Raw genomic sequence first — 26,788 nt, forward strand, 5'->3', positions numbered from 1 at the left:
ATATTGACTTAATAAGAAAGACACTTTCCAGATCTTCCTCCACCAATTGATCCCATATAAGCAGGAGCAAAGTCACAAGTCAAGTCTGTTAAAGGATACCATCCGTGTACACATCGAGGTAAATTACAAGTAGGAAGTTCATATCCTCCATATCCTCCAGAAATAGTTTTACTTTCTTCTTTACTCAACAGTTGGGCATCTTTAATCCTGTTTAAAAAATCTTTTTTCATTTTGATAAATTTTAATTGTTCACCTACTCATTAGCTTTTCGGTTTCCGCTTTTTGTTTGATGAGAAGTCATAATTTTCAGACATTAACTCTCAATCGGTCTGCGGTTGCGCAACCTAAAGATTTATTATTCGAATTAATTTGCATTTGCAACTACAAACCAAATTGAATAACAAATGATTATTATTTAATTTTATTCATAAAATATTACGGATTGTGCTGTAATTGTTTTATAAAAACTGGGATTTTTTCTGTTTGTTATTTGAAATTATGAGAAAAATATAAGAATGACTTGCTTTTTTTATGGCATCACCTCACTATTACGTTTTCGTGTTGATAAATTTTGGTTTATAATAGATTCAATTCACAAAATTTTAACAAATAAGACTCGTTTTTCTGTGCTGAACGATTTGGTCTCACCAATTAATATTTTAGGATTTTTAAACAGTTTTATAATAGATGTATTGCGGAGTTTTTATAAGGTAAAGAGCTTTATTAATGGGTGCTTATGGGCTGTAGGATTTCTAATAACATTGTTTTGTCCATAACAAAAGAAATAAGTTTGTCTTTCAATGTTTCCTTATTAGTGTTTTTAAGAAAAGTTTCATCTTCAGACAAGCCTTCATAAAGCTGATTGATAGTTGTAGGTTCTTCAAAGTATAACAAGATGATGTTCCAATCTTTAAGTTCTTGTCGTTGAAAATTCTTGGTTTGCGGTATTATATGTTCTAAAAAGTAAGAGTCGTTTTCTTCAATTATTTTACATAAAGGATTCAGTTTAAAAGTTGTATTACTAATATCATCTACTGACTTATTAGACACCCAATCATAGAGGTTAAATAGAAAATCCATTCTTTCAGGAGTTATATCACTCTGAAATGAGTTTTCGTCAAAGTACTTAGCGAGTCTATTATTAAGTTTATCGTAAAATTCTGGGAAATGATATTTTAATCTTGCTTCAACTTGTTCACAAGCGAAAAATGATTTTTTAGCATATCCAATACAATGTACATATTGAGATTGAAAAGGAACTGTATGAAAATTAATAACTTTGGAGAAATCGGAATCAACATTTTCTAAATAATAAGACACGGGGATATTGTTTTTTTCGGCTATAGCAAACGCTAATTGCTGTTCAAATATAGTATTGAAAATCCCTATATCTATTTTATAAAGTAGGTGGTCATTTTTTTCTATGAACTCAAGGACTTGTTCTTTTAGTTTTTTAAAAAAATGAGTTTCTTGCCCTCCAATTATTCCTGCATTGAGGGCGTGTATTCCTTTATTTTTATACAGTGAATTAATTAGTTCTGTTGGGATCCAATCAAAATTGATAAAAACATCATTGAGTGCTTCCTCATACGCTGGAAAATTTATTTCAGCATTTTGAGCAAATAGGGGAGAAGTAGTAAGAAGTTCAGGTAATTTTTTCCAAATAAACACATCAGAATCACAATGTATAAAAGGTTCGTTCTGTTCGGCATATGTAAATATTTTTCCTAAAGCCCATAGTTTAGAATTGTATTTATCTATTTGATCAAGAGTTATGTGTACATTGGTATATGGAATATTTAAAATATCTATTAACAAATGTTTGCCGTCTGCATCGGTATATAACTCTACTTGGTCATAAAATTGTTTAAAAGTAAGACAACTTAGAGCTTGACTATAAAAGGCATGTTTTTGATGTAGCCATCCACCTTTATATCTTGAGTTAGGATCTTCAGATTTATTATTACTTGGTTTTGACCAGAAACTTTGTATTACCTTCATTTTTTTATTTTCTTACTGATGCTTGTGCGTTTTTATTTTTAAAAAACTAAAGACCCTTCAACAGAAGAGCCTTTGTTTTTTTGATACATTTTAATTATCCCCAACAGTATAAAGACGGATTTGGTCTGTACACATAAAGACTCCAGCTTCCATTAGATGTAGGACAACCAGGTTTGGAGGCGCGTCCAGCTTTATTTTGATCACCTCCACAGATGATAAATGAACAATTTCCTGCACCAAAAGATCCGTCATATCCTCCTACAATAGTTTTAGTTTCTTTCTTAGAAAGAACTGACGCTTTGATTTTTTGCAAAATGTCTTTTCTCATAATTACATTGTTTTAAATTAATAATGATTTGTATAGTATACTATTACTCTATAATACGATTAAACCGTAATATGTTATATGGGGAAATATCACTTAAACGTTGTAGTGTTGATAATAAATATCACTTTATGATTTTTTTAAGAAAATTACAGTAGTTCTCTCGTCCAATTGGTATTTTTTTTGATAACTCTAGCAGGAATTCCTCCTGCAATTGAATTATTAGGAATATTTTTTGTCACTATTGCCCCCATGCTTATGACACTATGATTCCCGATGTGAACACCTTTAAGAACTTTGACGTGTGCTCCAATCCATACGTGATCTCCAATGCTAACGCTTTTTGCTTGATTAATCCTTTTGTTACTTTCCATATCAATTATGCTATGCGAATCGCTTGTGCGTATAGAAATGTTGTCAGAGAACATACAATCATCTCCAATAATAATACTGTTATCATCTTCTGTAGCTGCTATATGAGCCCATTCAATAGTAGTTTTTGCTCCTATAATAATTTTGCAATTAGTATGTTCTAACCAAAACATCCCTCCACTTATTCTACATTCTGATCCTATTTCTAAGTAATGATTGTCTCCTTGAATATTGATTACTATGTTCGAGATATTACAATCTTTTTTGATCAATACCTTATTGTTATTTCCATTTATGGTGATATTAAGATGAAATAAGTAATCACTTTGTTTTTCAATAATATTGTTATTTCCAACAATAAGATCAGTTGGTGGAATAGGGTTGTGTGTTTTTTTATCGAATATTTTTTTGAAAGTTCTAATCATGTGATTAATAATATTGCGTTTTTGAGAGAGGAAATGCTTGATAGATACGTGTTTTTTTACAGAAAGATTTTTGGTCTATTATTAAGAAGAAATTCTTGAGTTGTAGTGTAATGTAATTTCTTCGATAGAATAGTTCAAAATTCATAAAAAAAGGGAGCATTCCGTAGAAACTCCCTTTTAAATAAGACTAAATATAGTTCTTGAAATTTAATTCAAACTAAGTTTAGTAGTGGCTATTCCTTTTTCGTTTTGGATTTGTACCAAGTACAATCCTCTGGATAATTCTCCAATGTCAAAACTTGTTCCTGGTTGGAAATCACCTTCGAATTTTTTGGCTAATGCTCCTGTAATGGTGTATACAGATACTTTTTGTACCGATTCATTAATACTAAAAGCTGTTTGTGCTGGATTAGGATACGCATCAAAACTATTACCGTTAATAAAATCCTGAACACCTAAAGTAACTGACTCCTGATTTCCAAAAACCTTAAATTCACCTGGTTGTAGTGTAATAAGAGCGTTTACATCTGTTACGGTAATGGTCTCACCTGTTTCACTTAATAAATCATACCAAGTACCCGTTTCCTGGAAAGTTGGATTAATATCAATAGGCTCTACATCAAAGTTACCAATAATTGTAACATGTTTAAGCTCATCTCCAGTAGCTGAATCATCCGTTAGTTGAATTTTTTTAGATGTGGCAGAAGCAACAGATAATGTGAAATTATCGGTTTTAAATATCTTCTCATTCAACTTTAATCTAATTAATTTGGTATATGCATCATATATATCGGTTCTATCAGTAACATTTAGATAATCCCAACGAATAGGTTTGGGGTTAGTTCTACACGATTCGTCAATAGTACTATCCTCGCATCGATTGATACTAAAACCATAACCTAGTTCTCCAAATTGCCAGATCATTTTTGGACCTGGAATAGTAAAATAAAAAGCTCCTGCAAGTTCTACTCTATCTAATGCGGTAGATAAATCTGTCACATCATACGTTGGTGCGTTGGTGTCATTACCAAACTGAACATTTTTATACATTAATCGTTCTTCATCGTGACTTTCCATATAACTAATATTAGATGGAGTTGTCCAACCACGTGATAAATAGGATACTGATTGGAAATTAGAATCTCCATACCCCATAGTGGCCTGATTATAATTAAAGTTGCTATTTCCCCAAACGAGCATACCTTCATTTATTAATAAAGTTTCTTCAGTATTCGGAGCAAAATGTTCTAAAATTACATAAGCATTAGGATCTACTGCTTGTATAGCCGTATTCATTCTGGTTAATATATCAATACGACTCTGATCAAAACCGCCTCCATCACCGATGGTATTTGTAAATCCTTTAGTAAAATCAAATCTAAATCCATCTACATTGTATTCGGTTAACCAATATTCATTCAATCTGTCCATGTAATCCTCTGTAGCTGTAGATTCGTGATCAATGTCATTAAAGAATGAAAAAGTTGGATTAGAATCAGTCTCTCTAAATATTGGATTTGCAGCAGTTGCTTGTCCATTGTAACAACCGTTACAATCATTCCACATTCTATAGTATGGATTTTGACCGGTAGCATGGTTGTATACCACATCTAGTATTACTGCGATTCCTCTGGCATGACATTCGTCTACGAATTCTTTAAACGCAGTAGGAGTACCATAATATTTATCCAATGCCATATGGAAAGAAGGGTTGTAACCCCAACTATTGTTTCCATCAAATTCTGAAACTGGCATTAATTCAATAGCATTAATACCTAAATCTTGTAAATAATCAAGTCTTGATTTTACCGCATCGAATGAATGTAATGCATCAAAATCACGAATCAATAACTCATATATTACTAAGTCAGTAACTTCTGGTCTTTGGAAATTAGTCGTCTGCCATACATATTCAGCCTCACCGGTCTTAAACCAGGATACGGCATCATTGGTTTTACCATTTGGATAGCTAGGTAAATTAGGAAACGTAGTATCATCTATAAATCCATCATTAAACTCAGATAATATCAATGTAGAGTAGGGGTCAGCAACAGAGATAGAAGCATCTACTACATATTGATATAATATGTCTGCATTATTTGGTAAGTTATCTAATGTAATCCAGAATCGATCTTGAGCACTATCTTTATTTAATAGATACGCATTATCAAGAGCCCAGTCATTACCATTAAAATTTCCTTTTACATGAACAAAGTTTTTTCCTGGTGCGTATAGTACTAAAGTAGCAGAAGTTCCATCTAAATTTAGTCCGTCTTTCATTCCTGCTGGAACAGGTGCTTCATTATTAACGGGAGTTGTAATGGCAGAGAAAGTCTCTGATAATGAATTAGAAGTTCCTGATTCTGTTGCTACAAGTTCAAAACTTACACCTTCGGTAATAGTATAATTAGTAGTGTAGTTCGTTATTCCGGCTTGTGTATCCACAGAAGCTCCGTTCGCAAAAAGTTCGAAGTCTGCATTTAAGGTTGTAGTTGCAGTAATTGTTAAGTCATTTCCACTATCAATGATGCTCACAGATTCTGTAGGTGCATCTAAAGCGAGCTGAAAGATACCAACTTCGACTATATTATCTTGGGTTTTGTTATCTCCGGTACCATCCTGAGCTTTTGCTAACATCCCGATACGATCAATTCCCGTAGCACCATAAAAGATTGTGGGTGTTAGGGTGATAGAGTACGTGCCATTTCCATTGTCAGTAAAGATTTGTGGTTGAGCACTATTCGATGAGTCTGTCCAATCTCCATTATTAGGGGAATTAATTGCAGCAGTAGTTGTTGGGCTATCAAAGTACCAAGCCCATAGATATAGGTCTGTTGTTCCCCAAACACTAAGGTCCACTCCAGATACTGTAATAGTGATTTCATCACCTTCGTTAAAGGCAGATGGTGTAATTGTGAAAGTTGCATTTTGTTGTTGCGCATTGGACATCATCAGTCCCAGAAAGAACACAAATACTAAAGTAAATTTTTTCATGACGTTATGTATTTAAAGTAAAAGGGCTGTTATTAAATATAACAGCCCTTTTGTATTTATTTTTGATTATTGTAACTCTGCGGAATAAGAATATCCTCTTGGGTTACTTAAATCAAGAGTAACCAAATAAGTACCATCGGCATCAACAGATAAATTAGGTCCGTTAAAGTCCATAGACCCATCATTTCCAGCATCTCCTCCTAAGTTTAATGCCCAATCATCATTTGCTCTAAACTTAAACTCTCCAGCACTAAGATTAATGGTAATTGTCCATACTTGCGTTGTTGCATCATATGTCATATCGTGATCGTTTCCAGGCACACCTTCGGTTCCTCCAGCTGGCCATCCTAGTGGAGTAGCACCACCAACTAAGGCCCATTCTGAAGGTTCTATACTATATGTAATGTTAGCTGCATCAGTAAGATCAGCTTTTACTAAATAATAGCCAGCAACAGAACCTGCAGGTAACCCACAATCTACTCCACCTCCTTCAAGTAAAAGCTCAGAATAGGATCCATTACTAGCTCCAGCATCACCATAAGCTCCATCAAAACTAGTAGTGCTAGGTAAGAATTTATAATTAGCACCTGCATCATTAAAGAATACAAAACCTTCATATTGTGTATCTTCTTCATCTCTAGCCTGAATTGCCGGTGCATTTTCAGATGGAGTCCAGTTTGCACCATATCCACTTGCTTCTAAAAAGCTCCCAACTACATATAGTTTTGGAAATTCTATTTCTTCTATTACTGGTTCTGGTAGCGAAACAACAACAGGCTGAATATCAGAAAGAATTTCTTGTCCTCCTTGAGATCCAACAGTAGCTCTTAATCTAACAAAAAGTTCTCCAGCATTATTAGGAATTGGCTCTCCATCAGCATCTAATACTGGGTCTCCGTTTTCATCTGTAGTAAATGTTTCAGGATCGTTATCTAATCCAGCCGAATTAGCAAATTCAATCATTCTAGATACAGTAATAGGTAAGTTGTTTTCTTGTGTACTCCCTAAAACCTGAATGTCGTCAAAGGTAGAAGTGATAGAGCCTTGTAATTCATAAGTAACAGGTGTATCTACACCAAAGTCTGGAGATTCCCAAACAAACCTTTCTGCAAGATTACTAGCGGTTTCATCAGTTAATACATATTGAGAAGAAAATGTGTTAACAAAACTAACTCCTTCTGGATCAGGTTGTGCAGTGAATATTAATTGATCGTCGTCTGTACAAGCATTGAAACTGATTACAGTAACAAAAGCTAATAATAATATTGATATTTTTTTCATTTTGTAACTATTTTACGTTATGATTTTTATAATGTGTTATTAGTACCCTTCGTTCTGGGTAAGATTTGGATTTGCTGATAAACTTGTAGCAGGAATAGGATATAGTTCTCTAAACGCTGGTATTGCAATTCCACTTGGAGAATTACCTTTTAAGGACCAATTATATGCCCCTCCACTGTAAAGGCCGAATCTTCTTAAATCCTGTCTTCTGTGAAGTTCCCAGTATAATTCTCTTGCTCTTTCGTCAATGATAAAATCTAAGGTCATATCTCCCGAAGCAATATTTGGAGCATTTGCTCTATTTCTTAAGTCATTGATGTAACCCAGCGCAGTTACGTCACTACCTCCACCACCTCTAAGGGTTGCTTCTGCATACATTAGATACACATCAGCTAATCTAAACATAGGAAAATCAACATCTGAGAACGTAAGGTCAGACCCTGGTCCTCCTGTAGATGTAACATTAGAGTATTTTTCTAGCACATAGCCCTGGTCTCTGTCTTCTACATCCAGTATGTTTGCAGTTCTACGATCTCTAATAATAGTGTTTCTTACATCATTTGTAAAATCATCACCATCAAATTTTTCAGCAAACTGTGGAGAGATTCGTATAGCTCCTCCCCAACCTCCGGCTGCCACACCTAGGTTATCACCGTTTTGTTCGATGCTTCCTACAGCACCATTGGTCATCACCGTGGTTGGACCGAAGTTTTGAACAAACTGTCCATCAGAAATAATTGAAAATATAATTTCGTTAGCAGCTTGATTTGCATCGTTATCTCCTCTAAAAAGGTTTTTGTAATCATCCGCTAAGGTATACCCACCATCAATAATTCTCTCACAATATGCGATGCAATCACTATAACGGTTACTAGAAATATATACTTCTGAATTTAGGTACATTTTAGCAAGAATCATCCAAGCCAGAGCTTTATCAGATCTTCCGGTTACATTTTGTCTTGGCTCCAGTAAACTAGGTTCTATTTCAGTTAACTCCTCTTCTATAAATGTGAAAAGTTGGTTGTTATCATATTGCGGAGCAGCAAAGTTTCCTATAGGATCATTTTCTGTGATAAACGGTGCTTTTCCGAAAGTGTCTAACATATGATAGTAGGCAAGTGCTCTTAATAATCTAGCTTCACTTCTAAAGGTTGCGATCTCAGCTTTTAGCTCACTTGAAACTCCTCTAGCATCTAATTGAGCATCGGTAGTTTGTCTAAGATAATCATTTACTAACGCAACTGAGAACATCACTCTACTAAAGAAACCTCTTACCAGTGTGTTTTGTGCTGACCATCTGTGTATCTGAATTTCGTGTACATTTCCCGCTTCATCGTTTATGTAGGACCAAACGATTTCATCGGTAGAAAACGTATTTAGATTCATTAAACCACGTCCATATTGACTCGTACCTGCATCAACTCCATCGAGGTTAGAAGATGTAGGTCCATTAGAACCTGTGAGTGTTAAGTTTCCATATATACCGGCTAGCGCTTGCTGATAAGATGCTGGATCTGCATAAAATTCTTCGATTGAAGAAGAATCATCATCTAATAATGTCTGATTCAGATCATCTGTACAAGCATTCATAAAGATAACAGTCGCTATCAATACAAGATACCTAAAATAATTTGTTTTAAAATTCATTTTCATAGCATTAAAATTTTACATTAGCACCCATTAGGAATGTTCTTGGTCTAGGGTAGATTGTACTGTCAATCCCATCAAATACTTCAGGATCGAGACCGCTGTATTCTGTTATTACAAATACATTTTGTACTCCTGTCCATAGCCTAAAAGAAGATGTCTCTCCTAAAAATTTATTGAAGGTATATCCTATAGTTATGTTATCCATTCGTAAAAACGAAGCATTTTCTATAAATATGTCTGATACAATATTATTTCCCGAAGTACTATTAAAGTTGTTGTCCAATACCGAGGTTGGTAAATTACCTATTTGAGTGCCATCTGCTAATAAATTCAATTGTCCAAATGCAGAATCAACATTGTTATATAAATAATTTCCTAAACTCGCTCTTAGGTTGAATGAAAAATCAAAACCTTTATAATTTAAATTCGATTGAAAGCCCATAGTAACATCAGCAACAGGGTTTCTATAAATATATCTATCTAGATTGTTGATTACATTATCTCCATTTAGATCCACAAAAGCACCTTCTATTGGAGCTCCATTAGCATCATACACTTGTTTGAATGCAAAAAATGAATTAGGAGCAAAACCTTCACGGTGCACTTGAGCGTTACCTCCAGTTCCTCCGTCTATTCCTCCAACTAATATATCAGCACCTGCCAAAGATTCTATTTCCTGGTCAAGGTAAGCAACATTATAGTTGATATTCCAAGAGAAATCTTTTCTGTCAATAATTGCAGCATCTACAGAGAATTCAATTCCTTCTGTTTGTAAGTCTCCTACGTTTTGTTCGATAGCATTCGTAAAGTTACTACCATCGGCAACAGGTGCATCTACTAAAAGATCATTAGTTTCTTTTTTAAATACATCTATAGATCCATTTATTCGTCCATTTAAAAAACCAAAATCAAGACCTGCATTATAAGTAGTTGCCGTTTCCCAGGTTAAATTGGGATTTATACCAGTAGGCACTGTAACAGTTACTAATTGACCATTAATAATGTATTGAGAGGTAGGTTGACCGTTTACCACACTAGAAGCGAACGATAGTTTACTACCACCTATATCCTGCTGTCCTGTGACACCATATCCTAATCTTAATTTAAGATTACTAAATAAGTTGGAGTCTGCCATAAAGTTTTCATCAGAAATATTCCAGGCAAATGCTGCTGCCGGGAAATTACCCCATCTGTTTTCTTCGCTGAACCTAGAAGTAGCATCTCTTCTGTAAGATAATGTAAGTAAATACTTCTCATTAATAGAGAAATTTGCTCTACCAAAAAATGCTAGAAGAACTAGGTTTGGATCTGTAGTAAAGTCAGGAATGGTACTTTCATTATCGTCTCTTTGTTCATTGGTAGTGAATCTATCTACTTCAAATTTTTGATAAGAATAACCACCAGTTAGATCTAAACCAAAACTTCCTAAATCTTTCTTGTAGTTTAAATACCCATCAAAAAGGGTGTTTTTTCTATATTGTGTTTCGTCTACTCTTGATCCTACAAACGTACCATCGTCTAATCGTATACTACCTATACTTTCAGTAGACAACTCATTAAATTCTTCGCTATCTGTTTCGTCAAAACCAACATTAACAGTACCGGTTAATTCTGGGAATGAAGGCAACGCATAACTTACTTTGAAATTCCCATAAATTCGTTGAACTTCACTACGATTCTCTCTTTGTAATAAAGCAGCAACTGGGTTTCTAGTTCCATTAAGAGGAGTTATATTGCCACTACCATCGTCCGTGAAATATTCTGTAAAACCTCCAAAAGGAGAAGTTGGATCATACACAGGTAGTGTTGGGTTAAAACGGATGGCTGCAGTTTCCTGACCAGCTGCAAATCTGTTTTTCTCCCAAGAAGCATTCGCGTTTAAATTTATTTTTAAACTTCCGTTAAGTAAAGTAGGGTTTAAAACCAAAGAAGCAGAACTTCTTTCGAACTCACTCGTTAATCGTAAACCTGGTTGGTTTAAATGACCAAGAGATAATCTTACAGGAAGAACATCGAATAGTGATCCTCTAACAGATAGATTATTGTCCGTAGAAACTACGCTTTTATATATTTCTTCTTGCCAATCTGTATTGGCATTACCTAATAGCCCAATATCCTGAGGTCTTCTTTCTGCTATTAAAGCTCGGTACTCATCCGCAGAAAAAACATCGATAGTTTTAGGCAAGGTAAATAAACCACTCTGGAAGTTGTAATCTACTTTTAATCCTTTACTCCCTTTAATAGTTTCAATAATAATAACCCCTGCAGAAGCTCTATTTCCGTAAATAGCAGTTGCAGATGCATCTTTTAATACCGTAAAAGATTTAATGTTATTTGGATTAATTGTTGAGAGTATAGATCTTGCTCCCTTTGCATTTTCATTACTTAACGGAAGACCATCCACTACGATTAATGGATCATTAGAAGCATTTAGTGAACCTCCACCTCGAATACGAATGTTAGAATTTGCTCCTGGATCTCCAGGTGTATTAATTACTAAACCAGCCACACGACCATTTAAAAGATTTTCTGGCGTCACAATATTACCACTGTTAAAATCGTCAGCAGTTACTGTGCTAACAGAACCTGTTAAATCCTTCTTTCTGGCAGCACCATAACCAATGACTACTACCTGTTCTAGTTCTGCTGCATCTTCTTGTAATGCAACATCGATTCTCTCATTTCCGGAATATGTGAATTCCTGAGGCAGAAAACCCACGTAAGAAAACTCAACAATGTCTCCATCGTTAACCCCATTTAAAACGTAATTTCCATCAAAATCTGATGAAGTTCCGTTTGTTGTTCCCTTTATTATAATATTAACACCGGGAATCGGCTGACCATTTCCAGCATCCGTGACAGTACCACTGACCGACGACTGTGCAAAAAAGCTCATTGGTATCAACCACAATAAAAACAATGCGCTTTTAGTAAATGTTTTCATATAAATTTAAATTAGTTTTTAATTGTTTTTAGCCTTATATTTTCACTTTCTGGAGTCCAAAGTATGTAAAATCTATGTTAAATTTGAGCTACGGTGTAGCCGTAACCTTACTCAAACGTTTGCGTGTGGATAACTTTTGAAATTCTGTTAAAATTTTAAGGGTAATTGTGATCATATCGCATATTTTCGCGTTAAAATTTGACTTTTAATAAAAATTCAAGGGAAATGAAACAAAAAGTTACGTTAAAACAAATAGCAAAAGAGCTTGATGTGTCTATCTCAACCGTGTCTAAAGCATTAAAAGATAGTGTGGAGATAAGTCTGGATACTCGACAAAAGGTAAAAGCTTTCGCTAAGTTGTATAATTACAAGCCTAACAACATTGCACTTAGCTTGAAAAACAGGAAAACCAAAACAATTGGAGTTATAATTCCTGAAATAGTTCATCATTTTTTTACTACTGTAATTGGCGGTGTTGAGAAAGTAGCCAATGAAAAAGGCTATAATGTAATCATATGTTCTTCTAATAATTCTTTTGATAAAGAAGTAATTAACTTGGAAATGTTAGCTAGCGGAAGTGCTGATGGTTTTATTTTATCCGTAGCAAAAGAGACGCAACAAAAAAAGGATTACCATCATATAGAGGAAACTATGAGCCAGGGAATGCCTGTTGTGCTTTTTGATAGAATTATCGATGAACTTGTGTGTGATAAGGTAATTATTGATGACGGAAAAGGCGCCCAGACTGCTACGAATCATCTGTTGTCTTTAGGGTGTAAAAAGATCGCTATCCTTACAACGGTAGACTACATAAGTGTTGGTAAGCTTCGAACAAATGGCTATTTAAGAGCATTAAGAGCTTATGATATTACTGCTCGTGAAGATTATATTCTAAAGATAGAAGATATTGATAATTGTGAATCAGAAATTTCTGATTTCCTTAAAGACAAGGACGTAGATGCAATTTTTGCAGTAAATGAGCTGTTTGCAGTAACTGCTGCAAGAGTTTTAAATGAACAGGGCAGAAAAGTACCTGAAGATGTATCTATTGTAGGGTTTACAGATGGTATATTGTCTAAACATTTTATCCCTAGTTTAACCACCATCAGTCAGCATGGAGAAGAAATGGGGATAAGAGCCGCAAAGCTCCTTATAGACAAGTTAGAAGGAGAAGAGGATATCCCTGAAGAATATAAAACAGTGATCATAGATACTAGTTTGATCCAAAGGCAATCCACAAAAAAATAACACACTAAAATTATTTTATTTAAAATAATATAATATATTTGACCCCTATCAGAACTTATATTTTCACTTTCTACTAAAATAAGTTTTGATGAGTGTACGCGCTTATCAAGTAATAATCAAACATTTACTTAATGAACAAGCGTAAGCTAAGTTTCTGGGAAATATGGAACATGAGTTTCGGTTTCCTAGGGATACAAATGGGATTTGCTTTACAAAATGCAAATGCTAGTCGAATACTACAAATTTTTGGAGCAGATGTTCATGAATTGTCGTGGTTTTGGATTGTTGCACCCTTAACTGGTTTAATAGTCCAGCCAATAATTGGATATTATAGTGATAAAACTTGGACTCGTTTAGGGCGTAGAAGACCATTTTTTCTTACAGGAGCTATTCTTGCATCGATTGGACTTTTATTAATGCCTAATGCAGATATGTTTACTGCGTTTTTACCATCATTGTGGGTAGGAGCAGGAATGCTTATGATAATGGACGCTTCATTTAATGTCGCAATGGAACCTTTTCGCGCGTTAGTTGCAGATAACTTACCTTCTGATCAGCGTACACTTGGTTTTAGTGTTCAAACTATTTTAATTGGAATTGGAGCTGTTATTGGTTCTTGGTTACCATACGTACTTGCAAATTGGTTTAATGTTTCTAATGAAGCGCAAGTAGGGGAAGTACCATTACATTTGTTATTGTCATTTATTATAGGGGCTGTTGTTTTGGTAAGTAGCATCTTACTTACTGTATTTACAACAAAAGAATATTCTCCTGAAGAACTTAGCCAATTTGATGAGGATTCTGAGGAAAGTTTAGAAGAAGAGAAGTCTTCGTTAATGAATATTTTTTCAGATTTCAGAAAAATGCCGTTAACTATGAAACAGTTAAGCGGTGTTCAATTCTTTTCTTGGTTTGGATTGTTTGGTATGTGGGTTTTTTCTACTCCAGCAATAGCACATCATGTATATGGATTGCCGTTAGATGATCATAGTAGTGAGGCATATCAAAATGCAGGAGATTGGGTAGGTGTATTATTTGGTGTGTATAATGCCGTATCTGCGGTATTCGCATTCTTTCTTCCTTATATTGCTCTTAAAATAGGAAGAAAATTGACACATTCAGTTTCTTTGGTAATAGGTGGATTGGGACTTATATCAATTTACTTAGTACCTAATGAACATTGGTTAATGCTATCTATGGTAGGAATTGGAATTGCTTGGGCAAGTATTCTGGCAATGCCTTATGCTATATTGGCAGGTTCAATACCAGCAAAAAAAATGGGAGTTTATATGGGGATATTTAATTTCTTTATAGTGCTTCCACAAATTATTAATGCCATTATTGGTGGACCTGTAGTGAAATATTTTTATGGAGGTAATCCTATTTATGCTCTAGTGATTAGTGGTATTTCATTTATTATCGCGGCCTTATTGGTTGTTAGAGTGAAAGATGCAGATGATAAGACTTTATTAAACAAAATTAACTAATAGAATGACAAAAAAAGCATTCATATTTGATCTAGATGGTGTTATAGTAGACACAGCAAAATACCATTTTTTAGCTTGGCAAAATTTAGCCAATGGTCTTGGTATATCTTTTTCTGAGGAACAAAATGAACAACTAAAAGGAGTTAGCCGAATACGATCTTTAGAAAAAATTTTAGAATGGGGTAATAAAACCATCTCAGAGGAAGAATTTACTTCCTTAATGACTAAAAAAAATGAAGAATATCTAAATTATATTGAGACTATGGATACATCCGAAATTCTTCCGGATGTACCAAGAGTATTAGAGTATCTTTTAACCAAAGAGCAAGCCATAGCATTAGGTTCTGCCAGCAAAAACGCTCGAATTATCTTGGATAAAGTATTGCTGAAAGAGAAATTTCACGAAATTGTTGATGGGACAGACGTTTCAAAAGCAAAACCAGATCCCGAAGTATTTTTAATCGGAGCACAAAAATTAGGAGTAGCTCCTAAAGATTGCATAGTTTTTGAAGATTCTGTAGCGGGTGTTCAGGCTGCTAATATTGCGAATATGGTAAGTATTGGTATTGGCGATGCCGACGTTTTGCACGAAGCAGATTATGTATTTAGTAATTTCACAGAAATTACAGAAGAATTTATTAACCAATTAGTTATAACCAAAAAAGTTTGAGAATAATAGGAGGTTGCCTAAGTAAATACGGTGTTTGATATTTAGGAAAGTCTTCTTAGCAACTAAAAATAAAAAAAAGAGAACCGATGAATCAGGATTATATTAAACCAGATAACTGGTCTATAATTGAAGAAGGATTTGATGTAGAAAGAGTTAAGTCCTCAGAAAGTCTTTTTAGTATAGGTAACGGTGCAATGGGGCAGCGTGCAAATTTTGAAGAGACATATACAGGCCCTACTTTTCAGGGAAGTTATATTGCAGGAGTATATTATCCTGATAAAACCAGAGTAGGTTGGTGGAAAAATGGATATCCAGAGTATTTCGCCAAAGTATTGAATGCTCCGAATTGGATTGGAATCAATGTAGAGGTTAATGGAGAGAAATTAAACTTGCATAAATGTAAAACAGTATCGAGTTTCCGCAGAGAACTTAATATGAAAGAAGGTTGGTATCAGCGTTCTTTTAATGCGATTTTGCAAAATAACATCGAGGTAGCTGTTAAATCAACAAGGTTTTTAAGTTTAGATTTAGATGAAGTTGGTGCTATTAAATATGAAGTAACTCCAGTGAATAAAGATGCCGTAGTTCAATTTACGCCATATTTAGATTCTGGAATTACGAATGAAGACACCAATTGGGATGATAAATTCTGGGATACTTACGAAGTATCTCATAAAGGTAATTCGGCATACATATCTTCTAAAACCATGAAGACAGAGTTTCATGTATGTACAGGAATGCTGAATCAATTATATCTTGATGAAAAATTACAAGATGTCTATCCAACTGTGGAAACGAACAAAACCTATGCAGGTCTTGCTTACAAAGTAGAAGTTGCAAAAGGTAAAACTGCTGCAATTCATAAATTTGGTGGATACACCGTTTCACTAAACCATAAACAAGAGGATATTGCATCTGCTAACGCAGCCGTATTAAAGCAAGCATCCGAATCAGGTTTTGATGCATTATTGGATCTTCAAAAGAAAGCTTGGTCTAAGATCTGGGAAATGGCAGATATAGCCATTGATGGAGACGTAAAGGCGCAACAAGGTATTCGTTTTAATATTTTTCAATTAAATCAAACCTATTTAGGTAAAGATGCCAGATTAAATATTGGCCCAAAAGGATTTACGGGTGAGAAATATGGAGGAAGCACTTATTGGGATACCGAAGCATATTGTATTCCTTTTTATATGGCTACCAAAAATCAAAATGTAGCGAGAAATTTATTGCAGTATCGTTATAACCACTTAGAGAAAGCAATAGAAAATGCTGAAAAACTAGGATTTACCAATGGAGCAGCATTGTACCCTATGGTAACTATGAATGGAGAGGAGTGTCATAACGAATGGGAGATTACCTTCGAAGAAATTCACCGAAATGGTGCGATGACATTTGCCATTTATAATTATCTGCGTTATACTGGTGATTATAGCTATATTCCAGAAATGGGATTAGAAGTGATGATTGCTATTGCTCGTTTTTGGCATCAAAGAGCAACATTTTCTACAGACAAAGAAAAGTACGTTATTCTAGGCGTTACTGGACCTAATGAATATGAAAACAATATTAACAATAACTGGTATACTAACTATTTAGCAAAATGGTGTATCGATTATTGTGTTGAAAATATTGAAAAAGTTAAGTCAGAGTATAAAACTGATTATGATAGAATCATAGAAAAGACGAAACTGGATCAAAAAGAAATTAATACAATGCTAGAGGTAGCAGAAAAGATGTATTTTCCTTACTCAGAAAAACACCAGGTATATCTTCAGCAAGATGGTTTCTTAGACAAAGAACTAATTAAAGTAGATAAACTGGACGAATCTCAACGTCCGATTAATCAAAAATGGAGCTGGGATAGAATCCTAAGATCTCCTTATATTAAACAGGCAGATACCTTACAAGGTTTCTATATGTTCGAAGATCAATTCACTAGAGAGGAATTAGAACGACATTTTGATTTTTATGAACCATTTACAGTTCATGAATCTTCTCTTTCTCCTTGTGTGCATAGTATCCAGGCGGCTACTTTGGACAGAATGGATCAGGCATATACTTTTTATCTAAGAACATCAAGATTGGATCTTGACGATTATAATAAAGAAGTAGAAGAAGGTCTTCATATTACTAGTATGGCCGGAACTTGGATGAGTATTGTAGAAGGTTTTGGAGGTTTGAGAGTTAAAAATAATGCATTATCGTTTACTCCTAAAATTCCTAAAGAATGGAAAGGATATACGTTTAATGTAAACTTCCGAAATAATATACTAAAGGTGAATGTTTCTCAGGAAGGAACTACCTTTAATTTAGAAGGAGAGAACGAGTTATTGATATATGTAGATGGTAAAGAATTTACAATCTCACCCAATAGCTTAATGACTGTTTAATTCATTTTATAAATGGAATACTGAAACACCCCAAAAACTTCTGTTTTTGGGGTGTTTAATTCAATATGATTATACAAATCAAAATTAGATCTATGAAGAGTATGTTTACAGTGCTTTTTGGGTTATTCGTTTCACTAACCTTTGGGCAGATAGATAAAATAGAACCTCCATTTTGGTGGAGTGGAATGCAATCTAATCAATTACAATTGATGTGTTATGGAAAGGAAATAGCCAAGTACGATATAGAAATAGATAGTATAGTAATTAATGATATTACCAAGACAGAGAATGCTAATTACGTTTTTGTAACCATTGATACTAAAGATGTTCAGCCAGGAAAGGTGGTCATTAACTTTAAAAAGAATGATAAAGTAGCCTTTTCGCAAGAATATGAGTTTAAAACCAGAACAGAAGGGGCTGCAGAAAGAAAAGGATTTGATAGTAGTGATGTTATGTACTTAATCATGCCAGACCGTTTTGCTAATGGAGATACGACTAATGATTCTCATAAAGATACTGTAGAAAAAGCGGATCGATCTAATCCTGGAGGTCGTCACGGTGGAGACATTCAGGGTGTAATTGATCATTTGGATTATTTGAATGATTTAGGAGCTACTGCACTTTGGAGTACACCATTGTTAGAAGATAATGAACCAGTATATTCTTATCATACGTATGCGCAAAGCGATCTTTATAAGATAGACCCTCGATATGGTACCAATGAGGATTATAAAAGATTAGCTTCAGAGATGCATAAATTAGATATGAAACTAATTATGGATTATGTAACTAATCATTGGGGTTCTAAGCATTGGATGATTAAAGACTTGCCAACAAAGGACTGGATACATCAGTGGGCAGAAGGATTCAGAAGAAGTAATTATCGTATGACAACACAATTCGATACAAATGCTTCAGCTGTGGATGCTAAAGGATGTATGAATGGATGGTTTGATACTACTATGCCTGATATGAATCAAAGTAATCCTTTACTCCTTAATTATATTACACAGAATGCAATCTGGTGGATAGAATATGCAGATCTTGATGGTTTTAGAGTTGATACATACTCATACAATGATAAAGAAGGAATTGCTAAATGGACAAAGGCGATTATGGATGAATATCCAAATTTTAATATTGTAGGAGAAGTATGGATGCATGACCAGGCACAGATGGCATACTGGCAAAAAGACAGCAAAATTGGAGCTATTGATAACTATAATTCGAATTTACCTTCAGTAATGGATTTTACACTGCATGATGCAGTAATGGTTATGTTTAATGAGGAAGGTAATTCTTGGGATAAAGGAATGATTAGAGCTTATGAGAATTTTACAAATGATTTCTTGTATCCGGATATCGATAATATATTATTGTTTGCAGGTAATCACGATACAAATAGGATTAATGAGATTTACCAAAGCGATATCAATAAATATAAAATGGCAATGACTTTGATATTTACCACGAGAGGAATTCCACAAATCTATTATGGAGACGAAATAGGAATGCTGGGGAATCGTGATAAAAAAGGGGATGGAGATATTCGTAGAGATTTTCCCGGAGGATGGTCTGATGACAAAAGAAGTGCTTTTATTGCCGAAGGAGCTTCAGATAAAGTTAGTGGAAGAACCAAAGATGAAGAAGCATTTCATGGATTTACTAAAAAAGTACTGAACTGGAGGAAGAATAGTGATGCTATCCATAACGGAAAATTATTGCAATATATACCTCTTAATAATGTATACGTATATTTTAGATATACAGAAAAAGAACAGGTAATGGTTGTTATTAATAATAACTCAGAAGATCAGGATCTTGATATTAATCGTTTTAAAGAAGGACTAAGAGATTCTAAAGTAGGAAAAGATATCATTACGGATAATACAATTGATGTTACGGAAAATATTACAATTCCTGCCAGAACATCAATGATCATATCATTACAATAAACCAAAAACTAAATTATAAAATAATGAAAAAAATAATTTTCTGTCTTGCTTTAGCAGGTGTTGTATTTTCCTGCGGAAAGACAAAAAAAGAAGAAACAGTTGCAAAAGTAGAAACTGTTACCGAAGAAGTAAGTAATGAATTAGCTCCGGTAAGTGAGGCTATGATGGAAAATGCTGTGATTTACGAAGCAAATATTCGTCAGTATTCTGAAGAAGGATCTTTTAAAGCGTTTACCAAAGATATTCCTGTTTTGAAAAGCCTTGGAGTAAAAGTGCTTTGGGTGATGCCTATATATCCAATATCTACTACCAAAAGTAAAGGGTCGTTAGGTAGTTATTATGCAATTTCTGATTATACTAAAGTAAATCCAGAATTCGGAACCATAGAGGATTTCAGAGAATTAGTAAAAACGGCTCATGATAATGGAATTTATGTAGTATTAGATTGGGTGGCTAATCATACAGGATGGGATCACGTTTGGTTAAAAGAACATCCAGAATTCTACACCAAAAATGATAAAGGAGAAATTACGCATACCGTAGGAACTGATTGGACAGATGTAGCGGATCTTAATTATGATAATAAAGAAATGAGAGCCGAAATGCTTAAAGCAATGAAGTACTGGGTGCAAGAAGAAGGGGTGGATGGATTCCGATGTGACGTAGCAGGAATGGTGCCAGTTGATTTTTGGGATACTACTGTATCTGAACTTAAGAAAATAAAGCCTGTTTTTATGTTGGCCGAAGGTTGGGAACCGGAATTAATGGAAAATGCTTTTGATATGGGATATGGATGGGATACACATCACGTAATGAATCATATTGCAAAAGGGGAAAATACTGTAGCTGCTTGGGATAAAAGAATGGTTCAGGTAGATTCAATGTATGCAGCTGATGATATTTTAATGAACTTTACTTCTAATCACGATGAAAATTCCTGGAACGGAACGGTACAAGAAAGAATGGGAGATTCTAAAGAACTATTCGCAGCGTTATCTTATATGGTACCTGGAATGCCATTGATTTATTCTGGACAAGAATATGATATGGATAAGCGTTTACTTTTCTTCGAAAAAGATACTATTATTAAGAATAAAGGAATATTCTTTCCCTTGTATGAGAAACTAGGAAAGCTTAAAAATGAGAATGCTGCTTTACATGGCGGTAAGAATGCTGCTTCCTATAGTCGTATTAAAACTTCGATAGATGATAAAGTTTTGGTATTCAAAAGAGAAAAAGAAGATAATAAGGTTGTTTTCGTTGCGAATATGACAAAAGAACCTGTGAAGTTTACAGCAGATTATGAAGGGAAATTTAAAGATTATCTTTCAGGTGAGTATATTGATGGTGCTAAAGGGCAGGAATATGAGCTAAATCCTTGGCAGTATTTTATTTTGATTCAGCAATAATAATATATCATAATAAATGATCTATTTTAAAGAGGCCACTTATAAAGTGGCCTCTTAATTTTTAAATTTCATTACAAACGATTACTATTAAAATTTGATAACTCGCTTTGTAATTTGTTTTTCTTTGGTTTGTATATTAATTATATAAATACCCGATTCTAATCCTGATAAGTTAAAAGTGTTTTTGGTTGTTTCAAGTACTTTTTTGCCACTATAATCAAAAACTGTCACTTTATCTATTGGAACGCTTATATATACATTGCCCTTTGTAGGATTTGGATATATAGTAAATGTATCATTATCAAATTCATCTGTGCTAAGTAATTCGTCATAAATAATATTGAACTCTAAAGCAGATAGATTCCCATCTCCAGATGCACTAGTAGCGACGTTTGCATCAATGTTTAGCGTGATTACTCCTGTTGTAGTAGGAATAACTTCAACAGTATACATAGCATCTGAACCAGAAAAATTAGTAAGTGATCCATTTGTAATTAAGATATCATTTATATCAAAATTTAGAACACTTTCGGAAAATGTTATGGTTACAGGAATAGGATTAGCATCTGTTGGAGAACCTTCTGTAGAAGTAATGACTACAGTTGGTTCATCATTAGCGCTAGTAATTGTTATAGTAAATGTTTGATCTGCAGAAGTGTCAATTCCTCCATTGGCAGTTCCTCCATCATCAGAAAGGTTTATAGTAACGATTGTGCTTCCAGAAACGTTTGCGGCAGAAGTATATGTGAGGTTTCCAGTAACTTCATTAATAGCAGGTTGACTACTGAATAGTGCATTATTATCATTTGTAACATTAAAAGTAAGGTTTTGCGTATTTCCATCACCATCATCAATGTTAGATGCAAATCCATTTACCGTCTGCGCTCCTGAATCTTCTAAGGTCGTTTGATCCGGACTGACAAGTATAGAAAAGCTGGGAGCATCATTGACTTCATTAATAGTAATCATAAATGTTTGATCTGCAGAAGTATCAATTCCTCCATTGGAAGTCCCTCCATCATCAGAAAGGTTTATAGTAACGATTGTACTTCCAGAAACGTTTGCGGCAGAAGTATATGTGAGGTTTCCAGTAACTTCATTAATAGCAGGTTGACTACTGAATAGTGCATTATTATCATTTGTAACATTAAAAGTAAGGTTTTGCGTATTTCCATCACCATCATCAATGCTAGATGCAAATCCATTTACCGTCTGCGCTCCTGAATCTTCTAAGATGGTTTGATCAGGACTGGCAGGTATAGAAAAACTTGGAGCATCATTGACTTCATTGATAGTAATCATAAATGTTTGATCTGCAGAAGTATCAATTCCTCCATTGGCAGTTCCTCCATCATCAGAAAGGTTTATAGTAACGATTGTACTTCCAGAAACGTTTGCGGCAGAAGTATATGTGAGGTTTCCAGTAACTTCATTAATAGCAGGTTGACTACTGAATAGTGCATTATTATCATTTGTAACATTAAAAGTAAGGTTTTGCGTATTTCCATCACCATCATCAATGTTAGATGCAAATCCATTTACCGTCTGCGCTCCTGAATCTTCTAAGGTCGTTTGATCCGGACTGACAAGTATAGAAAAGCTGGGAGCATCATTGACTTCATTAATAGTAATCATAAATGTTTGATCTGCAGAAGTATCAATTCCTCCATTGGAAGTCCCTCCATCATCAGAAAGGTTTATAGTAACGATTGTACTTCCAGAAACGTTTGCGGCAGAAGTATATGTGAGGTTTCCAGTAACTTCATTAATAGCAGGTTGACTACTGAATAGTGCATTATTATCATTTGTAACATTAAAAGTAAGGTTTTGCGTATTTCCATCACCATCAACAATGTTAGATGCAAATCCATTTACCGTCTGCGCTCCTGAATCTTCTAAGGTCGTTTGATCCGGACTGACAAGTATAGAAAAGCTGGGAGCATCATTAACTTCATTGATAGTAATCATAAATGTTTGATCTGCAGAAGTATCAATTCCTCCATTGGCAGTTCCTCCATCATCAGAAAGGTTTATAGTAACGATTGTACTTCCAGAAACGTTTGAAATAGGAGTGTAGGTTAGATTTCCAGTAACTTCATCAATAGCAGGTTGACTACTGAATAGTGCATTATTATCATTTGTTACATTAAAAGTAAGGTTTTGCGTATTTCCATCACCATCATCAATGTTAGATGCAAATCCATTTACCGTCTGCGCTCCTGAATCTTCTAAGGTCGTTTGATTCGGACTGGCAGGTATAGAAAAGCTTGGAGCAGAATTAGAGGGAAAAGTATTTATAGTGTAATTGTCGGAATTTGCTGCAATTCCAATATTTCCAGCTGCATCAGTATACCCAGTTCCTACGCTAATAATGTTTGTAGCATCCTGTATATTTGGAGTAGGGGTAAATACTGCGGTATATATAGTTGAATCGGCTGTGATTGTAAACCCGGTTAGAGTTCCATTCTGCACGGTTACATCAGTCTCAGTAAATCCTACAGGCACTTCGCTAAATGTAAACGTTATAGTCGAAGTTTCTCCTGCTGTAAGGGTAGCGTCAGAAAGAGAAATACTTACTGTTGGGGATATCATATCTCCTAAAAATGCATTTCCTGTAAAATTGCCAACTACATCATCTGGATGTGTGTAGTTTCCAAAATTCCAATTGTTTGTGGAGTCATATATTTGGATTAAGCAATCACCTATTGTACTATTGCAAGTAGTAGGTCCAGTATAAAGACCTTGGTCGGTGATTAGTAAGATCTGAGCACTTGATAACCCTGTATTAGTGCTATTAAATGGAAAACCATTATCTCCATCAATTGCTGTAAGAAAAATACCAGGATTAGCTCTTGTTCCTGTTACTGCTACAATATCCTCGGGAGCTGCTAAATTAAATCCCGCATTGATTTCGTCAACAGTGCCTATCGAGGCCATTTCCATATCTCCATCCGCATCAGTAATATTGATTACTGTTCCTGCATCAATCATGTTACCAGTGTTATTGGTCCATATTAAATCTCCTTCATTCGTTGCGGTTGAAAATTGGGTTCCATCCCATTCTTCATCTATGAAGGTGATAGTGGTTCCATCAATAGCATCATCTAATAGGATAAAAGAAAATCCATCTTCTTGATCTGCGCCACCATTATCCGTATGAAAAGCTATAAAAGCAATATCACCTGGAGCGTCTATTAAGTTATTTTGATTCTGAGAAAAAGCTTTGAATGAAATGAAAATTACCATTAACAAAGCAATGATTAGGGTGTTTTTTTTCATGTCAGTAATGAAATTAATTTGGGTGAATTTATGACGATTTTGTACCTGCAAAGATACAAAATATGAATGAGGCTTGTGTTAATACTGAAGTATCTTGGTAATGTTAAGTAGTTAATCTAAGTTTTGAGAATACCAAAATCAGGAATAAACTATTTTGTGATAATACTTTTTTCTTAACTTATTTTATGAAAATGTGTTAAAATCATATCTTTTTTGTCAGTAATTACTGAATTTATTAACCGAAAACGTTTTAGATTTTGGGTAAATTAGGTTATTGTGGTCAATAACAATAGATTTGACTTCAATGACAAAAAAAGTTAAAAATATCGCTGTGCTTACCTCCGGAGGAGATGCTCCTGGAATGAATGCCGCTATAAGAGCAGTAGTTCGTGCGTGTAGCTATTATGAAATAGATTGTTTTGGTGTATATAAAGGTTATGAAGGCCTTATTCATAATGAAATGGAAAAGTTAAATGCGCGTTCGGTAAGAAATATTATAAATAAAGGAGGAACTTTTCTTAAATCTGCTCGTTCTAAAGATTTTCGTACGGAAGAAGGAAGAAAGAAAGCTTATGATAATTTAGTAAAGAATAATATCGATGCTCTTATTGTAATTGGAGGAGATGGTAGTTTTACTGGAGCATTAAAACTTTCTGAAGAGTTTAACTTTCTAGTAGTTGGAGTACCGGGTACAATTGATAATGATATTAATGGTACTGATTATACAATAGGCTATGATACTGCATTGAATACAGTAGTAGAAGCTATAGATAAGATTAGAGATACAGCAAGTTCTCATAACCGTTTATTTCTTATAGAAGTGATGGGCCGTGATGCTGGAGATATTGCTTTAAATGCAGGAATTGGAGCAGGAGCAGAAGAGATTTTAATTCCTGAAGAAGATATGGGAGTTGATAGACTCATAGAATCTCTTAAAAAAAGTAAGAAGACAGGGAAAACCTCAAGTATTATTGTTGTTGCCGAAGGAGATAAATCTGGAAAGAATATTTTCGAATTAGGAGAGTATGTAGAAGAGAACTTAGAGGATTATGAAGTTAGAGTGTCCGTATTAGGACATATACAAAGAGGAGGAGCTCCAAGCTGTTATGATAGAGTATTGGCTAGTAAATTAGGCGTGGGTGCTGTAGAAACCTTACTAGAAGGAAAAAGTGAAGTAATGATCGGAATTGTTCATAAAACAGTGACTATTGTGCCTCTTACTACTGCTTTAGAGAAAAGAACCCACAAACACGATCGATTAATTAAAGTTGCTGATATTACTTCAGTATAAATATAACCACGTTTTTTAAATCAAAAACAACTAAATTATTAAATATGAGTACGTTAAAAATTGGAATTAACGGTTTCGGTAGAATTGGAAGAATCGCTTTTAGAATTGCTTCTAAACGCGAGAATGTAGAGATAGTAGCTATTAACGATTTGTTAGATGTAAATCATTTAGCTTATTTATTAGAGTATGATTCCGTACACGGAAAATATGACGGTACAATAGCTGTAGAAAACGGAAGTCTTGTTGTAGATGGCAAAGCAATCCGTATTACTGCAGAAAGAAACCCTGAAGAATTAAAATGGGATGCAGTTGGAGTTGATGTAGTAATGGATTGTACAGGTATTTTTACAACATTAGACAAAGCAGGTGCTCATCTTAAAGCAGGTGCTAAAAAAGTTGTTATCTCTGCACCATCAGCAGATGCACCTATGTTTGTTATGGGAGTAAATCATACGGATGCTAAAGCTACGGATACTGTTGTTTCTAATGCGTCTTGTACAACAAACTGTTTAGCTCCTTTGGCTAAAGTGATTAATGATAACTTCGGAATCGAAGAAGGATTAATGACTACAGTTCATGCAGCTACAGCTACACAAGCAGTAGTAGATGCACCATCAAAAAAGGATTTTAGAGGTGGACGTTCTGCTCTAAATAATATTATACCTTCATCTACTGGTGCTGCTAAGGCTGTAGGTAAAGTGATACCAGAATTGAATGGTAAGCTTACAGGTATGGCATTTAGAGTTCCTACCGCAGATGTTTCTGTAGTAGATCTTACTGTAAAAACTAAGAAATCCGTATCTTATGATGAGCTTAAGGCTGTAGTTAAAAAAGCCTCAGAAAATGAATTAAAAGGAGTTTTAGCATATACAGAAGAACCTGTAGTATCTCAGGATTTTGTAGGAGAAGATCATACTTCTACTTTTGATGCAGGTGCAGGAATTGCATTAAATGATAACTTCTTTAAGTTAGTATCTTGGTATGATAATGAATATGGATATTCTTCTAAGTTGGTAGACCTATCATCTTATGTAGGTAATCTATAATAAGGAGTAATAAATTAT

Annotated in this window: 17 protein-coding genes; 8 read left to right on the forward strand and 9 right to left on the reverse strand. The window is 34.4% G+C overall.

What is annotated here, in order from left to right; genetic code table 11:
• Positions 1–8: 8 nt before the first annotated feature.
• The 8 genes from D1818_RS22915 to D1818_RS22950 form a co-directional block, all read right to left on the reverse strand.
• The gene (locus D1818_RS22915; RefSeq protein ID WP_118462233.1) at positions 9–230 is read right to left on the reverse strand and encodes a hypothetical protein; all 222 of its coding nucleotides are present in this window, start codon (positions 228–230) and stop codon (positions 9–11) included.
• A 493-nt stretch (positions 231–723) separates the two neighbouring features.
• The gene (locus D1818_RS22920) at positions 724–2,001 is read right to left on the reverse strand and encodes a DUF6734 family protein (RefSeq protein ID WP_118462235.1); all 1,278 of its coding nucleotides are present in this window, start codon (positions 1,999–2,001) and stop codon (positions 724–726) included.
• A gap of 94 nt (positions 2,002–2,095) precedes the next feature.
• Positions 2,096–2,329, reverse strand: a complete 234-nt coding sequence (locus D1818_RS22925; protein WP_118462237.1) for a hypothetical protein — start codon at positions 2,327–2,329, stop codon at positions 2,096–2,098.
• Positions 2,330–2,475: 146 nt separating this feature from the next.
• Positions 2,476–3,123, reverse strand: a complete 648-nt coding sequence (locus D1818_RS22930) for a DapH/DapD/GlmU-related protein (protein WP_118462239.1) — start codon at positions 3,121–3,123, stop codon at positions 2,476–2,478.
• Positions 3,124–3,330: 207 nt separating this feature from the next.
• Positions 3,331–6,117: an alpha-amylase family glycosyl hydrolase gene (locus D1818_RS22935; protein WP_233558538.1), complete on the reverse strand. Its 2,787-nt coding sequence runs from the start codon at positions 6,115–6,117 to the stop codon at positions 3,331–3,333.
• Positions 6,118–6,183: 66 nt separating this feature from the next.
• Complete coding sequence (locus D1818_RS22940) at positions 6,184–7,398, reverse strand: SusE domain-containing protein (protein WP_118462243.1); 1,215 nt, start codon at positions 7,396–7,398, stop codon at positions 6,184–6,186.
• Positions 7,399–7,437: 39 nt separating this feature from the next.
• Positions 7,438–9,051: a RagB/SusD family nutrient uptake outer membrane protein gene (locus D1818_RS22945; RefSeq protein WP_118462245.1), complete on the reverse strand. Its 1,614-nt coding sequence runs from the start codon at positions 9,049–9,051 to the stop codon at positions 7,438–7,440.
• A gap of 4 nt (positions 9,052–9,055) precedes the next feature.
• Positions 9,056–11,992: a SusC/RagA family TonB-linked outer membrane protein gene (locus tag D1818_RS22950; RefSeq protein ID WP_118462248.1), complete on the reverse strand. Its 2,937-nt coding sequence runs from the start codon at positions 11,990–11,992 to the stop codon at positions 9,056–9,058.
• 225 nt (positions 11,993–12,217) lie between these two features.
• On the opposite strand from D1818_RS22950, the gene D1818_RS22955 reads away from it, so the two are divergent.
• The 6 genes from D1818_RS22955 (at position 12,218) to D1818_RS22980 (ending at position 21,154) form a co-directional block, all read left to right on the forward strand.
• Positions 12,218–13,240 (forward strand): LacI family DNA-binding transcriptional regulator, encoded by a 1,023-nt coding sequence (locus D1818_RS22955; RefSeq protein WP_118462250.1) that lies wholly within the window; start codon positions 12,218–12,220, stop codon positions 13,238–13,240.
• A gap of 131 nt (positions 13,241–13,371) precedes the next feature.
• Positions 13,372–14,727 (forward strand): MFS transporter, encoded by a 1,356-nt coding sequence (locus tag D1818_RS22960; RefSeq protein WP_118462252.1) that lies wholly within the window; start codon positions 13,372–13,374, stop codon positions 14,725–14,727.
• A gap of 4 nt (positions 14,728–14,731) precedes the next feature.
• On the forward strand, positions 14,732–15,397 hold the full coding sequence (gene pgmB, locus D1818_RS22965; RefSeq protein WP_118462254.1) for a beta-phosphoglucomutase: 666 nt from the start codon (positions 14,732–14,734) through the stop codon (positions 15,395–15,397).
• A gap of 86 nt (positions 15,398–15,483) precedes the next feature.
• Positions 15,484–17,790, forward strand: a complete 2,307-nt coding sequence (locus D1818_RS22970) for a glycoside hydrolase family 65 protein (RefSeq protein ID WP_118462256.1) — start codon at positions 15,484–15,486, stop codon at positions 17,788–17,790.
• A 92-nt stretch (positions 17,791–17,882) separates the two neighbouring features.
• On the forward strand, positions 17,883–19,745 hold the full coding sequence (locus D1818_RS22975; RefSeq protein ID WP_118462258.1) for a glycoside hydrolase family 13 protein: 1,863 nt from the start codon (positions 17,883–17,885) through the stop codon (positions 19,743–19,745).
• A gap of 23 nt (positions 19,746–19,768) precedes the next feature.
• Positions 19,769–21,154 carry an alpha-amylase family glycosyl hydrolase gene (locus D1818_RS22980; RefSeq protein WP_118462260.1) on the forward strand — a complete coding sequence of 462 codons (1,386 nt, stop codon included), beginning with the start codon at positions 19,769–19,771 and terminating at the stop codon, positions 21,152–21,154.
• A gap of 87 nt (positions 21,155–21,241) precedes the next feature.
• Here D1818_RS22980 and D1818_RS22985 read toward each other — a convergent pair whose 3' ends face one another.
• Positions 21,242–24,433, reverse strand: a complete 3,192-nt coding sequence (locus D1818_RS22985) for an Ig-like domain-containing protein (protein WP_118462262.1) — start codon at positions 24,431–24,433, stop codon at positions 21,242–21,244.
• A gap of 304 nt (positions 24,434–24,737) precedes the next feature.
• Between D1818_RS22985 and pfkA the strand changes: the two genes are divergently transcribed.
• Entirely contained in the window at positions 24,738–25,724 is a 987-nt protein-coding gene (pfkA, locus tag D1818_RS22990) for a 6-phosphofructokinase (protein ID WP_118462264.1), read from the forward strand.
• Positions 25,725–25,768: 44 nt separating this feature from the next.
• The gene (gene gap, locus D1818_RS22995) at positions 25,769–26,770 is read left to right on the forward strand and encodes a type I glyceraldehyde-3-phosphate dehydrogenase (protein WP_118462266.1); all 1,002 of its coding nucleotides are present in this window, start codon (positions 25,769–25,771) and stop codon (positions 26,768–26,770) included.
• Positions 26,771–26,788: the final 18 nt, after the last annotated feature.

This window comes from Aquimarina sp. BL5 (genome assembly GCF_003443675.1).
In the GTDB taxonomy this organism is placed as follows: Bacteria; Bacteroidota; Bacteroidia; order Flavobacteriales; family Flavobacteriaceae; genus Aquimarina.

Bases quoted from the DNA above. Each gene is read 5' to 3' on its own strand.
- D1818_RS22915 (WP_118462233.1), bottom strand. From the start codon at position 230: ATGAAAAAAGATTTTTTAAACAGGATTAAAGATGCCCAACTGTTGAGT.
- D1818_RS22920 (WP_118462235.1), bottom strand. From the start codon at position 2,001: ATGAAGGTAATACAAAGTTTCTGGTCAAAACCAAGTAATAATAAATCT.
- D1818_RS22925 (WP_118462237.1), bottom strand. From the start codon at position 2,329: ATGAGAAAAGACATTTTGCAAAAAATCAAAGCGTCAGTTCTTTCTAAG.
- D1818_RS22930 (WP_118462239.1), bottom strand. From the start codon at position 3,123: ATGATTAGAACTTTCAAAAAAATATTCGATAAAAAAACACACAACCCT.
- D1818_RS22935 (WP_233558538.1), bottom strand. From the start codon at position 6,117: ATGAAAAAATTTACTTTAGTATTTGTGTTCTTTCTGGGACTGATGATG.
- D1818_RS22940 (WP_118462243.1), bottom strand. From the start codon at position 7,398: ATGAAAAAAATATCAATATTATTATTAGCTTTTGTTACTGTAATCAGT.
- D1818_RS22945 (WP_118462245.1), bottom strand. From the start codon at position 9,051: ATGAAAATGAATTTTAAAACAAATTATTTTAGGTATCTTGTATTGATA.
- D1818_RS22950 (WP_118462248.1), bottom strand. From the start codon at position 11,992: ATGAAAACATTTACTAAAAGCGCATTGTTTTTATTGTGGTTGATACCA.
- D1818_RS22955 (WP_118462250.1), top strand. From the start codon at position 12,218: ATGAAACAAAAAGTTACGTTAAAACAAATAGCAAAAGAGCTTGATGTG.
- D1818_RS22960 (WP_118462252.1), top strand. From the start codon at position 13,372: ATGAACAAGCGTAAGCTAAGTTTCTGGGAAATATGGAACATGAGTTTC.
- pgmB (WP_118462254.1), top strand. From the start codon at position 14,732: ATGACAAAAAAAGCATTCATATTTGATCTAGATGGTGTTATAGTAGAC.
- D1818_RS22970 (WP_118462256.1), top strand. From the start codon at position 15,484: ATGAATCAGGATTATATTAAACCAGATAACTGGTCTATAATTGAAGAA.
- D1818_RS22975 (WP_118462258.1), top strand. From the start codon at position 17,883: ATGAAGAGTATGTTTACAGTGCTTTTTGGGTTATTCGTTTCACTAACC.
- D1818_RS22980 (WP_118462260.1), top strand. From the start codon at position 19,769: ATGAAAAAAATAATTTTCTGTCTTGCTTTAGCAGGTGTTGTATTTTCC.
- D1818_RS22985 (WP_118462262.1), bottom strand. From the start codon at position 24,433: ATGAAAAAAAACACCCTAATCATTGCTTTGTTAATGGTAATTTTCATT.
- pfkA (WP_118462264.1), top strand. From the start codon at position 24,738: ATGACAAAAAAAGTTAAAAATATCGCTGTGCTTACCTCCGGAGGAGAT.
- gap (WP_118462266.1), top strand. From the start codon at position 25,769: ATGAGTACGTTAAAAATTGGAATTAACGGTTTCGGTAGAATTGGAAGA.